The organism is Fulverythrobacter ferritrahens, from assembly GCF_020539485.1.
GTDB classification, from domain to species: domain Bacteria; phylum Pseudomonadota; class Alphaproteobacteria; order Sphingomonadales; family Sphingomonadaceae; genus Andeanibacterium; species Andeanibacterium ferritrahens.
Genome location: NZ_JACDXU010000001.1, coordinates 852,911 through 867,729, shown reverse-complemented (window position 1 = coordinate 867,729; position 14,819 = coordinate 852,911). Strand labels below are relative to the sequence as shown.

Genomic DNA, 14,819 nt, shown 5'->3' with positions numbered 1-14,819 from the left:
ACCACCTTGCGATGGCAGGAAACTCCCGCCGGGCAAGGTGAAAAAGCCGCGCTGTTCAACGCAGCCAGCATACATTTCATGGAATTACACCCCCGGCGCATTGTCGCGCCGGGGGCGAATCGAGCGGATCAGGCCGCCGTTTCGAACTGTTCCGGGCTCAACGTCATCATCGCATCGGCACCGGCTTCGATCTTGCGACGCAACGCACCGGCATCCGGCGTGAAGCGTTCGGCAAAATAGCGAGCCGTCACCAGCTTCGCTTCATAAAATGCCTTGTCATCAGCGCCCTCAGCCAGTTTGGCTGCGGCAACCTTTGCCATGCGCAGCCACATCAGGCCAAGTGCGACAACGCCCATGATGTGCATGTAATGATGGGCACCCGCGCCCAGATGGTTGGGATTGGCCATTGCGTTCTGCATGAACCACATGGTCGCCGCCTTCTGCTCGCCCACAGCCTTTTCAAGGCGCGAGGCGATGGGTTCGAGCTGAGCATCAGCCTTGGCCGATGCGACTTCATCATCCACCAGCTTGAAGAAGGCCTGAATCGCCCGCCCGCCATTGGCCGCCAGTTTGCGGCCGCACAGGTCCATTGCCTGCACGCCATTGGTACCCTCATAGATCATGGCAATGCGGGAATCGCGGACGAACTGCTCCATCCCCCATTCCTTGATATAACCATGACCACCGAAGACCTGCTGCATGTTCACGGCAATGTCGAAACCCTTATCGGTGCCATAGCCCTTGATGACCGGAGTCAGCAGGCTGATCATGTCATCCGCGGCCAGCCTGTCGGCTTCCTCAGGCGCCTTGTGGCTGAGATCGACCTGCAGCGCTCCCCACAGGATCAGCGCACGCATGCCTTCATTATAGGCCTTGGCGTCCATCAGCATCCGGCGCACATCGGGGTGGACGATGATCGGATCGGCGCTGGCGGAAGGATCGGCGCGGCCGGCGATTGCCCGCCCCTGACGACGATCCTGCGCATATTGCACCGCGTTCTGATAGGCTACTTCCGCCTGACCGAGGCCCTGCACGCCGACGCCCAGACGCGCGGCGTTCATCATGATGAACATGGCTGCAAGGCCCTTGTTCTCCTCACCTACAATCCAGCCCTTCGCGCCGTCGTAATTCATCACGCAGGTGGCGTTGCCGTGGATGCCCATCTTGTGTTCGATCGACCCGCAGGAAACGGCGTTGCGCTCGCCCAGAGAGCCATCCTCATTCACCAGGAACTTGGGCACGATAAACAACGAGATGCCCTTCGAGCCTTCCGGAGCGCCGGGCAGCTTGGCCAGCACCAGATGAATGATGTTTTCGGCCAGATCGTTCTCACCGGCGGAGATGAAGATTTTGGTCCCGCTGATGGTGAAGCTGCCATCCGCCTGCGGCTCTGCCTTGGTCTTGATCAGGCCGAGATCGGTACCGCAATGCGGCTCGGTCAGGTTCATGGTGCCAAGCCATTCGCCCGACACCATCTTGTGTACGTATTTTTCTTTCAGCTCTTGCGAACCCGTGGCGAGAATTGCGGAAACCGCGCCGTTGGTAAGACCGGGATACATCGCAAAAGCGTGGTTCGCCGTGGCCATATATTCTTCCAGCACGAAGCCGAGCACATGCGGCAATCCCTGTCCGCCATATTCCACCGGCAGGGAAAGCGTGCCCCAGCCTGCTTCGCAATATTGGCGATAGGCGTCCTTGAAGCCGGTCGGCGTAGTCACCGATCCGTCCTCATGGCGGATGCAGCCCTCATCGTCGCCCGTCTGATTGAGGGGCTGGATGACCTCTGAAGTGAACTTGCCAACACCGTCGATGATTGCCTCGACCATGTCCGGGGTCGCTTCCTCAAAGCCTGGAATATTCCCGTAGCTCTGCAGATCCAGCAGTTCGTTGATGACGAAGCGCGTGTCGCGCGTGGGCGCCTTGTAGATCGGCATTGGTCTCTCCTAAGATGAAGCTTCAGGGTCGCTCAGTTCGCTGAAGCGGCCTTACGCTCCAGTTCAAGCGTCTCGATATGGGTGACGAATTCGGTGAGTTCCTTGATCGAACTCTCGATATCCGCCTTCTGTTTCTTCAATTTTGCGATCTTTTCGCGGCACCGCTGCACCGTCACGCGGCGCTGTTCCGCCCGGCCATCATTGAGATCGTAGAGATCGATCATCTCGCGGATCTCTGTCAGGCTGAATCCGACATTCTTGGCCCGCATGATCCAGGCAAGCCGTGCACGGTCACGCCTGGAATAGATCCGGTTCAACCCCACGCGAGAGGGGGCGATCAGCCCCTCATCCTCATAGAAACGCAATGCGCGTGCGGTTACCCCGAATTCACGCGTCAGATCGCTGATCGAGAACTTCTCCCGCCGCTCCGCATCGGGGCGTTCGAGATGAGCACCCGAATGTTCCTTCGCGGATACGGGGGAATCGGCTTTGCGGGTAGCAGCGGCAGGCATGCCACTTATCGTAAATTCCCTTTACGTAAGCGTCAATCAGGAAGCCGGGATAGATGATCGCCGTCGAGCTTGCGATAGAAGCAGCTGACTGCCCCCGTATGGCAGGCGGGACCCGCAGGAGTGGCGCGGATCACGAGAGCGTCCTGATCGCAATCAACCAGAATTTCCTCCACCTTCAGAACATGGCCGCTCGTTTCGCCCTTCATCCACAACCGCCCCCGGCTGCGGGAATAGAAATGCGCGATGCCCGTCTCACGCGTTTTGGTTAGCGCTTCCTCATTCATGAAGGCGACCATCAACACCTCGCGCGTGGTCGTGTCGGTAACCACGGCAGTAAGCAGCCCGGCAGCATCGAACTTGGGCAAAAAGGCAGAGCCGCCCTCGCGTTCTGCGGCACTTGGTCCATTCCCGGAAATGATCTGATCCCTTTCTTTCTTGCGCGCCATGCAACTGACGGGCAATTTCTTGTTGCACGATAACCACAGATCGCGGCCAAAATCCATGCTTCACAGGCTTGCCGCTTCCGAATTGAAGCTTTCAATGGGATGAACGGCTCGCGGTTCAATGAAGCCGCCCGCCAAACCGGCGGCGTCGCAGCAGGCGCCAAGGAATAGGGGGTCTCGGCAAGGTCCTGGACGAAGGGCCAGTCGGTAAAATGAGGGATTGGGCGTTGGCCTTGGTGCCGCCACTGGCACGGGAACATCGCTCTTCAAAATCGTCACGTGGACGCCCGGAGGAAACTCCGGGCGTCTTGCGTTTCAGGGTTCAGCGCGTTGCATCCAGCGCTTCATCCAGAACGCGCGCGAAACAGGCAATCACCACGCGCTCGGCCCCGGCCCGCTTGAGCGCGGTGACGCAGGCTTCGCTTGTGGCGCCGCTGGTAAGCACATCATCCACGAGCAGCACCTGCGCCCCTTTGAGGCGCGCGCGCCACGCCGGGTTGACCGAAATGGCGCCCTGCAGGACCCGCGCGCGCGCTTGCCTGCCCAATCCGCCCAGCTTGGGCGTGCGCTTGCGACGGCGGAGAATATCCACTTCCAGCCTGCCGCCCCGCGCTTTCGCGAGTTCCCGGCCAAGCAGCGCCGCCTGATTGAAGCCGCGCTGCCACAGCCGCATGCGGTGAAGCGGAACCGGCACAATCAGCCACTCCTCATCCATCTCCGGAAGGCGCGCCGCGATCAGCCGGGCGAGCATCGGCGCGAGGGCAATGCGGCGACCATGCTTGAAGGCCAGCACCAAGCGGCGCGAAGCATCATTATACAAGGTGCCCGCAGCAATGCCGTCATGGCGCGGTGGAGCAGCCAGGCACGGCGCGCAGATGGCTCCATCGGCCACGCTTCCTTCCCCGAACGGGCGGCTGCAACTGGCGCAGGCCGGCTGGCCCGGGATCGCCAGCTCGCTCCAGCACGATGCGCAAAGGCCCGTCTGCGCCGCCAGCCCCTCGCCGCAGAGGGGGCAACGCGGCGGGAAGATGAAATCGACCAGCGGGGCGAGCGAAGTGGAAAATTGGCGCAGGAGAGTCACGCCCATGATGCTGCCTTGCTTGCGCGACAGGAGCAAGCAGTGCACGGACGGACCCGATGAGTTCTGCCCCGCCCACCATATTCGCCCCCCATCGCCGCCTTGCCCTGCGCCGCCGCATGCGCTCGCTCCAGCAGCGGGTCGGCGCGGCGCGCTATCTGATGGACGACATGGTGGAGGACGTGGTGGAGCGGATCGGCTTCCTGCGGCATGAACCCCAATCCGTGCTGGTGATCGGGGATTATACCGGCGATCTTGCCCGCCAGCTCGGCACGACGGGCTGCGCGGTTACCTCCGTTTCGCCAGAACAGGGCTTTGACGAGGAAGCCCCCTTCCCCGCTGGCGGTTTCGGCCTGATTGCCAGCCTTGGTACGCTCGACACTGTGAACGACCTGCCCGGTGCGCTGATCCATATCCGCGAGGCGCTGGCGCCCGGCGGGTTGATGATCGCCAGCTTCATGGGCGCGGGCAGCCTGCCCCGGCTCCGCGCAGCGATGCTCGCCGCCGATGGGGACCGGCCCGCCGCCCGGATGCATCCCATGGTGGATGTGCGAGCTGGCGGCCAGTTGCTGCAGCGCTGCGGCTTTGCCCGGCCCGTGGTGGATAGCCGCGGCCTCGATGTCCGCTTCGGCTCGTTCGGCAGCCTGCTGGCGGACCTGCGGGCGCAGGGGCTTGGCAAGGCACTGGCCTCCCCAGCTCCCCGGCTCACCCGCGCGGCTATGCGACGGGCGCAAGAGGCGTTCATGGGTGGCGAAGACCGCGCGACCGAGCATTTCGAGATCCTCACCCTCAGCGGGTGGGGTCTGTAAAGGTGAGCCCCTGTCGGCGCAGGGGCTCACAATACTTCGAACCGCTTACTTGAGCGCCGCCTGTGCGGCAGCAAGCCGTGCGATCGGCACGCGATAGGGCGAGGCCGAGACGTAATCGAGGCCCACTTCCTCGCAGAAGGCTATGCTGGCCGGATCGCCGCCATGCTCGCCGCAGATGCCGAGCTTGATGTCGCCGCGCGACGAGCGGCCACGTTCGGCGCCAAGGCGCACCAGCTGACCCACACCGTCAATGTCCAGGCTGACGAAAGGATCGCGCGGGAAGATGCCCTTGTCGACATAGGTGGGCAGGAAACGCCCGGCATCGTCACGGCTCAGGCCCAGCGTCGTCTGGGTCAGGTCGTTCGTGCCGAAGCTGAAGAACTCGGCCGTCTGGGCCAGCTCATTTGCCATCAGCGCCGCGCGCGGCAGCTCGATCATGGTGCCGACGGTATAGTCCAGGACCTTGCCCTTTTCGGCGAACACGGCCTGCGCCGTCTTGTCGATCAGGTCCTTCAGAATATCCAGCTCGCGCTTGGTGGCAGCCAGCGGGATCATCACTTCCGGCACGATAGCCTGGCCACGCGCGATCACCACGTCACAAGCCGCCTCGAAAATGGCGCGGGCCTGCATCTCGTAGATTTCCGGGAAAGTGATCCCCAGGCGGCAGCCGCGATGGCCGAGCATGGGGTTGAATTCCTGCAATTCCTCGGCGCGGCGCTTCAGCCGGTCCAGCCCGATGCCAGTGGCATCGGCCAGTTCCGCGAAGTCATTTTCCGCATGGGGCAGGAATTCGTGCAGCGGCGGATCGAGCAGGCGGATCGTTACCGGCAGGCCCAGCATCACTTCGAAGATCTCGACGAAGTCCTTGCGCTGTTCCGGCAGAAGCTTGGCCAAAGCCGCGCGGCGCCCAGCTTCGGTATCGGCCATGATCATGTGGCGCACATTGGTAATGCGCGCCTCGTCGAAGAACATATGCTCGGTGCGACACAGGCCAATGCCTTCCGCGCCGAACTGGCGCGCCATGCGGCAATCCAGCGGAGTTTCCGCATTGGTGCGCACCTTCATGCGCCGGTGGCTGTCCGCCCACTCCATCAGTGTGGCGAAATCGCCCACCAGTTCAGGCTCAATGGTCGGCACTTCGCCCGCCATCACCTGCCCGGTCGAACCGTCCAGCGTGATGTGATCGCCTTCCTTCAACTGGCGATCCCCGATGCGCAAGGTGCGCGCGGCCATGTCGATCTGCACAGTGGAAGCGCCCGAAACGCAGGGGCGGCCCATGCCGCGCGCCACCACGGCGGCGTGGCTGGTCATGCCCCCGCGCGCGGTCAGAATGCCCTTGGCGGCATGCATGCCGTGAATGTCTTCCGGCGAGGTTTCCACCCGCACCAGCACCACGGCTTCACCGCGCGCGGCGCGATGTTCGGCCGTATCGGCATCCAGCACGATTGCACCGGAAGCAGCCCCCGGCGAGGCAGGCAAGCCGGTGGTGAGGATGTCACGCGGAGCCTTCGGGTCCAGCGTGGGGTGGAGCAGCTGGTCCAGCGCCATGGGATCGACCCGCAGGATCGCGGTCTTTTCGTCGATCAACCCCTCGGCCACCATGTCCACGGCCATCTTGAGAGCGGCTTTGGCAGTGCGCTTGCCGCTGCGGGTCTGCAACATCCACAGCTTGCCGCGCTCCACGGTGAATTCGATATCCTGCATGTCGCGATAATGCTGTTCCAGCAATTCGAACACACGGGCCAGTTCGCCATAGGCCTCGGGCATCGCCTCTTCCATGGAAAGCGGCTTTGCCCCGGCGGCTTCGCGGGCCTTCAGGGTGAGATATTGCGGCGTGCGAATGCCCGCCACCACGTCTTCGCCCTGGGCATTGACCAGCCATTCGCCGTAATAGGCTTTCTCGCCGGTGGCCGGGTCGCGCGTGAAGGCAACGCCGGTGGCGGAAGTGTCGCCCATATTGCCGAACACCATGGCCTGCACGTTCACGGCAGTGCCCCAGTCGCCCGGAATGTCGTTCAACCGGCGATAGACCTTGGCGCGATCGGAATCCCAGCTGTCGAACACGGCAGAGATCGCGCCCCACAGCTGTTCGGTCACATCCTGGGGGAACGGCTTGCCAAGCTCACGTTCGACAATGCCTTCATATTCGCGGACCAGCGCCTTCCAGTCTTCAGAGCCCATCTCGACATCGGCCAGGTAGCCATTGTCTTCCTTGGCAATTTCCAGTGCTTCCTCGAACAATCCGTGATCGAGGCCCAGCACCACGTCGGAATACATCTGGATGAAGCGGCGATAGGAATCCCACGCGAAGCGCTCGTCGCCCGAAACGGCGGCAAGGCCCTTCACCGTCTCGTCATTGAGGCCGAGATTCAGCACCGTGTCCATCATGCCGGGCATGGAGACGCGGGCGCCCGACCGGACCGAGACGAGCAGCGGATCGGCTGCATCGCCGAACTTCTTGCCCACGCTCCGCTCGATATGCGTCAGTGCAGCGTCAACTTCGGCGCGAAGCTCGGCCGAAAAGTCAGAGCCGCCGGCCAGATAGCGCACGCATTCCTCGGTCGTGATCGTAAAGCCGGGCGGAACCGGCAGGCCGATATCGGCCATTTCGGCAAGGTTCGCGCCCTTGCCGCCCACGATCGTCTTGTCCTTCGCGCGGGGATCAGCACTGACCACACCGCCGCCGAATGTATAGACCGATTTGTTCATCTAACTCCGCCGTTGTCTGTCGAAGTTGACAATGTTGACACTGTCCTGAGGGAAAATTCCCTACCCTTCGATCTTCGAGAAATCCGCCACTTTGTGCACAGCAGCGCGGAAGCGGGCAAGCAGGTCCAGCCTGCTGCTGCGCTTTTCGGGCTGCTCGTCATTCACCGTCACCTCGTCAAAGAATTTGTCGATCGGTGCGCGCAAACTTGCAAGGGCCGCCATGGCGCCTTCGAAGTCTTCCGCTTCAATGGCGGTGGAGGCGCGCGGCCCTGCCGTATCGAGCGCGTCGATCAGGGCCTTTTCCGCAATTTCGGGCGTGTAGGAAAGCTCTTTCGAGCGGCGCAGCTCCATCTTGGCCGCAACCACATCCTTCAGATCGGGGTCGTCAACTTCGGCCAGCGGATCTTCCTCGCCAGTACGGGCGATTTCGCCTTCCACGCCCTGCCAATCTTCCTTCTTGAGGATATTGGCCGCGCGCTTGTACCCGGCGAGCAGATTGGCGCCGTCTTCCGTGCCGATGAAGGACTGGAGCGCATGGACGCGGGCGAGCAGGCGGACGAGATCGTCCTCGCCGCCCAGAGCGAACACGGCATCGATCAGATCGTGACGAACACCCGCCTCGCGCTGCTGGACCTTGAGGCGATCCGCGAAGAAGTCGAGCAAGTCACCCTCACCAATGCTCACGCGCAAGGCATTCGCCTGAATCAGACGGATAATGCCCAACGCAGCGCGGCGCAGGGCGAACGGATCTTTCGATCCCGTCGGCTTCTCATCGATTGAGAAGAAGCTGCGAAGCGTATCCAGCTTGTCCGCCAGGCTGACCGCCACCGTCACCGGAGCGGTTGGAACCTCATCGCCCTGCCCGACCGGCTTGTAATGGTCACGAATGGCGTCGGCCACGGCATCCGACAAACCTTCCTCACGGGCGTAATAACCGCCCATAAGCCCTTGCAATTCAGGGAATTCACCGACCATTTCGGTGACGAGGTCCGCCTTGCAAAGGCGTGCGGCCTGTTCGGCGAGATCGGCCAGTTCTTCTTTTGTGAGCCCCTGCGAAGGCAGGGGGCCAGAGCCGGGTTGCGCATCGTCGCCTTGGGCTCCTGCCTTCGCAGGAGCGCACGAGGTGACAATACCTTCCTCAACCAGCCAGCGCGCCAGCATCGCTACCCGCTCCACCTTGTCGGCCACGGTGCCGAGCTTCTCATGGAACGTGATACGGGCCAGCTTCTCGGCCTGCTTGGCCAGCGGAACCTTCTTGTCCTGCTGCCAGAAGAAGCGAGCGTCGGAAAGGCGTGCGGCCAGCACCTTGCGGTTGCCGTCCACGATAGCCAGACCGCCATCGGCAGGCACCACATTGGCGGTGCAGATGAAGGCATTGGCCAGCTTGCCGTCATGCGTGCGGCAGATGAAATATTTCTGGTTGGTGCGCGCAGTGAGCTGGATCACTTCGGGCGGCACTTCGAGGAAGGCCTCGTCAAACCGGCCGAGCAGCGGCACCGGCCATTCGGTGAGACCCGCGTTTTCGACCACCAGCCCTTCGTCTTCCACCAGCACGAGGCCAGCTTCATGCGCGACATGCTTCGCGCCCTTGCGGACGATATCCTCGCGCTCGCTCTGGTCCACGATTACGTGATGAACACGCAGGTGTTGGGCATAATCGTCCGCCCCGGCGATCTCGATCTCGCCATGGGAGTGGAAGCGGTGGCCCTTGGTCTTGCGTCCCGAAACCACGTCGCCGACTTCACATTCCACCACTTCGCCGTCGAACAGAGCGACGATGCCCGAAAGCGGACGCACCCAGCGCAGGCTTTCGGTGGAGAGCGAGGCAGCACCCCAGCGCATCGACTTGGGCCATGGGAAGGCGCGGATGATCGCGGGGATCGCGTCGGCCAGCACATCCTTCACGGCGCGGCCGGGGATGTTGCGAACGGCGAAATAGGTCGCCCGGCCCTTCACGTCGCGCAGCTCAAGCTGGTCGCGCGTCACGCCATTCTTGCGGCAGAAGCCTTCGATCGCCTGATCGGGCGCGCCTTCGGGCGGCCCTTTTTCCTCTTCGCTGACGGCCTCGGTCGCCTGCGGCAGGTCCCGCGCGATGAGCGCAAGGCGGCGCGGCGTGGACCAAACGGTGACTTCGCCAAGCGCGACGCCCGCCGCCGACATTTCGGCGCGGAACAACTTTTCCAGATCGGCGCGCGCGCCGGCCTGCATACGCGCCGGAATTTCCTCGCAGCGCAGTTCGAGCAGGAAATCGCTCATGCCGACCACCCCGGGAACTTGGCTTCCCACCGCTCGGTTTCCTTGGCCATATAGGCTTCGCAGCTCCCGCGGGCGAGATCGCGGACCTGGCCCATATAGCTTGCACGCTCCTGCACGCTGATCACGCCGCGCGCCTGGAGGAGGTTGAAGATGTGGCTGGCCTCGATCGCCTGCTCATAGGCGGCAATGGGCACGTCGTTGGCGAGGCAGTTCTTGCACTCCGCCACGGCCTTGCGGAACAGATCGAACAGCGCCTCGGTATCGGCGACTTCGAAGTTCCACTTGGACATCTGCTTCTCGTTTTCGAGAAACACGTCGCCATAAGTCACGCCCCGGCCGTTGAAGGCCAGATCGTACACATTGTCCACGCCTTGAATATACATGGCGAGGCGCTCCAGCCCGTAGGTGAGTTCGCCCGCCACCGGCTTGCAGTCAAACCCGCCCATCTGCTGGAAATAGGTGAACTGGGTAACTTCCATCCCGTCGCACCACACTTCCCAGCCAAGGCCCCAGGCGCCCAGCGTGGGGCTTTCCCAGTCATCCTCAACGAAGCGGATGTCGTGCTTGAGCGGATCGATGCCGATCACTTCCAGGCTCTTGAGATAAAGCTCCTGCAAATCCGGCGGGCTCGGTTTCAGGATCACCTGATACTGGTAATAATGCTGCAACCGGTTGGGGTTTTCGCCATAGCGGCCGTCGGTCGGGCGGCGGGAAGGCTGCACGAAGGCGGCATTCCAAGGCTCGGGCCCCAGCGCACGCAGGGTGGTGGCAGGGTGGAACGTGCCCGCGCCCATGCGCATGTCATAGGGTTGCAGAATAAGGCAGCCTTGCGCGCTCCAGTAATTGTGGAGGGCAAGGATCATGTCCTGGAAGCTCAGAACTTCCCCAGAAGAAGTGGTGCTGCTCATGCCGGGCCCATGGCGGATGGCTCCTACTCGGTCAATGGTGCGCTGCACCTATGCCACATCGCCGCATCAATCATTTGCTTAACATCAGGGTAACTTGCTCTTTGCACGGCTTATCGCGACAAGGCTCGCATGATCACGGGGATACGGCGAATCATCGCATCTGCGGCAGTGATTGTTACACTGCAGTTTTCCGCCGCTGCCGCGGCCGAAAGCCCGTATCCCGTTCCGGAACCGGCGGAGCAATCCGCCTCGGGCGGCCCTGCCCTGTGGGAAGTATCCGACCGGGATACGACCATCTATCTGTTCGGTACGATTCACTTCCTGCCAGGCGATGTAGACTGGTTCTCCGGCCCGATAGAAACCGCGCTGCGATCCTCGAACGAAGTCGTCACCGAACTTGACCCGCAAGATGCGCAGCGCCTGCCCGGACTGATGCAGCAGACCGCCTTCCTGCCGGAAGGACAGATTCTGCGCGAAATGCTCTCGCCCGATGATCGCAAGAAGTTCGAGGAACTGCTGATCACCCTGGGCATCCCCATCGAACAGTTCGATCGCTACAAGCCCTGGGCCGCCGGGCTCACGCTGTCCGTGCTGATGACCAAGCGCGCCGGTTTCGATCCCGAAAAGGGCGCGGAAGAAGTCGTGGAAGGCCAGCGTCCGCAAAATGCCCGGCGCAGCGCGCTGGAAACGGTCGATTTCCAGGTCGATCTCTTCGCTGGCCTGCCTGAGGCGCAGCAGATCGCCTATCTCAATCAAGTGGTGGAAACCGCGCCGAGGCTAAAGGAAGATCTCACCACCATGCTGAAGGACTGGCTGGATGGGGACGCGGATTCCCTCGGTCAGCTGATCAATTCGGCCGATGGCGATCCGGCGCTCAACCGCCGCATGCTGACTGACCGCAACGTCATCTGGTCGGGCTGGATCAAGGACAGGCTGCGCAAGCCGGGAACGGTGTTCATCGCGGTGGGCGCCGGGCATCTTGCCGGCAAGGGCAGCGTGCTCGATCAGTTGAGAAAGCGCGGCATCCGCTCCAAGCGCGTCAATTGACCTGTCTGCCCGTGACTTTTGTACCCGCCTCGCTTCTCCGTCGCCTGTCCGGGCTCGCCGCCGCGTTTCTGCTGCCGCTGGTGCTTCTGGCCGCCTGCAGCAAGGCGCCCGAGCAGCCTGAACCCTCCCCCGCTTTGTGGGAAGTGACCGGGCCGCAGGGGCAGCGCGGCTATCTGTTCGGCACGGCCCATTCCCTGCCGGAAGGCTATCGCTGGCGCACCGACACGCTCGACCGGGCTTTTGCATCCTCCGACAGGCTGATGGTGGAAGTGAACCTTGCGACACAGGGACGGGCCATCGCGCGTATCTTCGCCGCCCTTTCCCGCGCTCCCGGCCTTCCCCCACTGAGTGCCCGCCTATCCGGCCAGGAACAGGCGGATTTGCTAAAGGCAATGATGGCCAAGGGGCTCACTGACAAGGATTTTGCGGGGATGGAAAGCTGGGCCGCAGCACTCGTCCTCGCCCAAGCTTATGATAGCGATGATGACGGCGAAGGAGCAGACCTTTCGCTGATCAGGGCCGCGGGCAAGCGAAGGGTAATCGAACTTGAAGGCGCAGAGCCCCAGTTACGCCTGTTCGATGCCCTGCCCGAACAGGATCAGCGCGATCTGCTGGCCAGTGTCGCGCAGGAGGCGCTGCATGGCGAACAGGCCAGTGACGCGCGGATGAAGCACTGGCTCACCGGCAATGTTGCGGCGCTGGAAAAGGAAACGCGTGAAGGGATGTTGGCAGATCCCGGCCTGCGCGAGGCGCTGCTTCTGTCCCGCAACCGCGCGTGGTCCGAAAAGATCGCCCGCGAACTGGACCGTGGCGGAACCCTGTTCATCGCCACGGGCGCCGCCCATATGGTAGGTCGCGAAGGGCTGGCCACCCTGTTGGCTGAACGCGGCTATGGCGTGAAGCGCGTCCAGTAGCCGAAGCCAGCCGGGCGCGATCCGCGTCGGGGGGAGGGAATGCTTGCAAATGGGCGGCTTTTGCCATAGGGGCTCGCCCTTCTCCGTCATGGTCATCCCTGGAGGCGTGGCGGGAGAAGCGAACCAACTGTATTTCGAAAGGCACGTACCATGAGCGACGCTCTGACCCTGCCGGCCGAAGCACGCGAACGGGCTGGCAAGGGAGCCTCCCGAGTACTGCGTCGCGAAGGCCGTGTTCCCGCCGTTATCTATGGCGGCAAGGAAGAACCCCAGTCGATCCACGTCGAGGAGAAGGAACTGCGCCGCCAGCTCGGCACCGGTCACTTCATGAACTCGATCGTCACCATCGAGATCGGCGGCAAGTCGCTGCGCACCCTGCCTAAGGACGTCGCCTTCCACCCGGTCACCGACCGCCCGCTGCATGTGGACTTCCTGCGCCTTGGCAAGGATGCCAAGGTCGAAGTGCTCGTGCCGGTGGTCTTCACCAATGAAGAAGCCTCGCCGGGCCTCAAGCGCGGCGGCGTGCTGAACGTCGTCCGTCACGAGCTGGACCTGATCTGCGATCCGGAACTGATCCCCTCGGAGATCGAGATCGACGTGACCGGTCGCGAAGTGGGCGATTCCATCCACATCAGCAGCGTGAAGCTGCCGAAGGGTGCGGCCAGCGCCATCACCGACCGTGACTTCACCATTGCGACCATCGTCGCACCCTCGGCACTGAAGTCGAGCGACGGTGAAGCCGAAGCGGGCGAAGCCGAAGGCGAATAATCGCCCGGCATTGCAGCCAAAGCAGGCGCCGGCTGTGCAAAGGCACCGCCGGCGCTTTGCTTTTGTGGTCCCTGAAAGTTTAGGAAAGCGCGATGCAACTCTGGGTCGGCCTTGGAAATCCCGGACCGCAATATGCGATGAACCGGCACAATGTCGGCTTCATGGCGCTGGACGTGATTGCCGACATGCACGGCTTCGGCGCGGTGCAGAAGAAGTTTCAGGGATGGGTGCAGGAAGGGCGGCTCGGCACGGAGAAGGTCATTCTCCTCAAGCCCGCGACTTTCATGAATGAGAGCGGCCGCGCGGTGGGCGAAGCGATGCGCTTCTACAAGCTGGACCTTGCGGCCCTCACCGTTTTTCACGACGAACTGGATCTCGCCCCGTTCAAGGTGAAGGTGAAGACTGGCGGGGGCACGGCGGGCCACAATGGCCTGCGCTCCATCGACCAGCATCTCGGCGCGGATTTCCGCCGCGTGCGAATCGGCATTGGCCATCCCGGGCACAAGGACCGCGTGACCGGCCATGTGCTGGGCAATTACGCCAAGTCGGAGGAAGACGATCTGGCCACCATGCTGGGCGCCATCGGCGCCGAGGCAGGTTGGCTGGCCAAGGGTGATGACGCCCGCTTCATGAGCGACGTAGCGCTGCGCCAGCAGGACTAGGTGGCAGGATTACGCGTGCAATTTTTGACCCGTTAAGACGGGGCTGCCCGCGATCACTTTGTCGGAGAGCTGTTCGTCGGGGCACGACAACTGTGCGGTCATCCCCACCCTCCGCTCATCCTGAGCTTTTCGAAGGACACGCGCTGACGCTTGCCCAAAGAGAGATATGGGGCTGATGGTTTCCTGCGTCCTTCGACAAGCTCAGGATGAGCGGCTGTGGTAAGTGGGATAGGAATTTCGCCCACTTTCCCTTGCATTTCCGCCACTGCCTCCATCGCAGTGGATTGCCGGCAACAGTCACACGAGTGCACCGGCACAGGCGGCGGCGCACTGACCTGAAACCGTCGGTTGATTTTACAAAACGCAACTTTTCCGCCATCTGTTAACTAATGATAATGGCTGTTATCCACGTTTGGCACGCACCTTGCGTCTGTCTCCGGTAACCATTCCGGCAGCAAGAAGGGGGACCATTATGCTCCGCAAGGCACTTATCTCGACTTTCGTTCTCGGCGCGCTGGCCGCGTCGTCTCCGGCTCTGGCGGGTAATTGGGGCTCCCCCTCGGGTAGCTGGGGCAAGCCCAAGCCTCCCGCGAGCTCGACCTCGGGCGGCTCCACCGGCGGCGGCACGCAGGTGCCGGAGCCTGGCATGCTCGGCATGGCTGGCGCGGGACTGATCGCCCTGGCCGTGATCCGCAACCGCCGCCGCAAACAGGCTCGCCAGTAAATATTGCGCGCCGCAAGCGCATGGCCGCCCTGCGCGGCTCGCTTTTCCGCAGGCG

The 14,819-nt window shown here is 62.7% G+C and carries 13 protein-coding genes; 6 read left to right on the top strand and 7 right to left on the bottom strand.

Features of this window, described 5'->3' with window-relative positions:
• Nucleotides 1–128 precede the first annotated feature (128 nt).
• From H0274_RS04235 to H0274_RS04220, 4 genes are all read right to left on the bottom strand, one after another.
• Entirely contained in the window at nt 129–1,934 is a 1,806-nt protein-coding gene (locus tag H0274_RS04235) for an acyl-CoA dehydrogenase C-terminal domain-containing protein (RefSeq protein ID WP_226793135.1), read from the bottom strand.
• Between the two features lie 32 nt (nt 1,935–1,966).
• A complete protein-coding gene (locus H0274_RS04230; RefSeq protein ID WP_226793132.1) occupies nt 1,967–2,446 on the bottom strand; it encodes a MerR family transcriptional regulator in 480 nt (159 codons plus the stop codon).
• A 32-nt stretch (nt 2,447–2,478) separates the two neighbouring features.
• Nucleotides 2,479–2,892 (bottom strand): phosphoribosyl-AMP cyclohydrolase, encoded by a 414-nt coding sequence (gene hisI, locus H0274_RS04225; protein ID WP_226793129.1) that lies wholly within the window; start codon nt 2,890–2,892, stop codon nt 2,479–2,481.
• Nucleotides 2,893–3,211: 319 nt separating this feature from the next.
• A complete protein-coding gene (locus H0274_RS04220; protein ID WP_226793126.1) occupies nt 3,212–3,976 on the bottom strand; it encodes a ComF family protein in 765 nt (254 codons plus the stop codon).
• 50 nt (nt 3,977–4,026) lie between these two features.
• On the opposite strand from H0274_RS04220, the gene H0274_RS04215 reads away from it, so the two are divergent.
• Nucleotides 4,027–4,776, top strand: coding sequence for a methyltransferase domain-containing protein (locus H0274_RS04215; protein WP_226793123.1), 750 nt, complete (start codon nt 4,027–4,029; stop codon nt 4,774–4,776).
• Between the two features lie 45 nt (nt 4,777–4,821).
• Here the strand turns inward: H0274_RS04215 and ppdK are convergent, their stop codons facing one another.
• The 3 genes from ppdK to H0274_RS04200 are packed head-to-tail and all read right to left on the bottom strand — an operon-like array spanning nt 4,822 to nt 10,649.
• On the bottom strand, nt 4,822–7,485 hold the full coding sequence (ppdK, locus tag H0274_RS04210) for a pyruvate, phosphate dikinase (protein ID WP_226793120.1): 2,664 nt from the start codon (nt 7,483–7,485) through the stop codon (nt 4,822–4,824).
• Between the two features lie 60 nt (nt 7,486–7,545).
• Complete coding sequence (glyS, locus tag H0274_RS04205; protein WP_226794431.1) at nt 7,546–9,741, bottom strand: glycine--tRNA ligase subunit beta; 2,196 nt, start codon at nt 9,739–9,741, stop codon at nt 7,546–7,548.
• On the bottom strand, nt 9,738–10,649 hold the full coding sequence (locus H0274_RS04200; RefSeq protein ID WP_226793118.1) for a glycine--tRNA ligase subunit alpha: 912 nt from the start codon (nt 10,647–10,649) through the stop codon (nt 9,738–9,740). Before H0274_RS04200 ends, glyS begins: the two co-directional genes overlap by 4 nt.
• 129 nt (nt 10,650–10,778) lie before the next feature.
• Here H0274_RS04200 and H0274_RS04195 point away from each other — a divergent pair, with 129 nt between their 5' ends.
• The 5 genes from H0274_RS04195 (at nt 10,779) to H0274_RS04175 (ending at nt 14,764) form a co-directional block, all read left to right on the top strand.
• Entirely contained in the window at nt 10,779–11,696 is a 918-nt protein-coding gene (locus H0274_RS04195) for a TraB/GumN family protein (RefSeq protein ID WP_226793115.1), read from the top strand.
• 11 nt (nt 11,697–11,707) lie between these two features.
• Nucleotides 11,708–12,610 carry a TraB/GumN family protein gene (locus H0274_RS04190; protein WP_226793111.1) on the top strand — a complete coding sequence of 301 codons (903 nt, stop codon included), beginning with the start codon at nt 11,708–11,710 and terminating at the stop codon, nt 12,608–12,610.
• Nucleotides 12,611–12,760: 150 nt separating this feature from the next.
• Nucleotides 12,761–13,378: a 50S ribosomal protein L25/general stress protein Ctc gene (locus tag H0274_RS04185; RefSeq protein ID WP_226793109.1), complete on the top strand. Its 618-nt coding sequence runs from the start codon at nt 12,761–12,763 to the stop codon at nt 13,376–13,378.
• 92 nt (nt 13,379–13,470) lie between these two features.
• On the top strand, nt 13,471–14,040 hold the full coding sequence (gene pth, locus H0274_RS04180) for an aminoacyl-tRNA hydrolase (protein WP_226793107.1): 570 nt from the start codon (nt 13,471–13,473) through the stop codon (nt 14,038–14,040).
• 472 nt (nt 14,041–14,512) lie between these two features.
• On the top strand, nt 14,513–14,764 hold the full coding sequence (locus H0274_RS04175; RefSeq protein ID WP_226793105.1) for a PEP-CTERM sorting domain-containing protein: 252 nt from the start codon (nt 14,513–14,515) through the stop codon (nt 14,762–14,764).
• Nucleotides 14,765–14,819 lie beyond the last annotated feature (55 nt).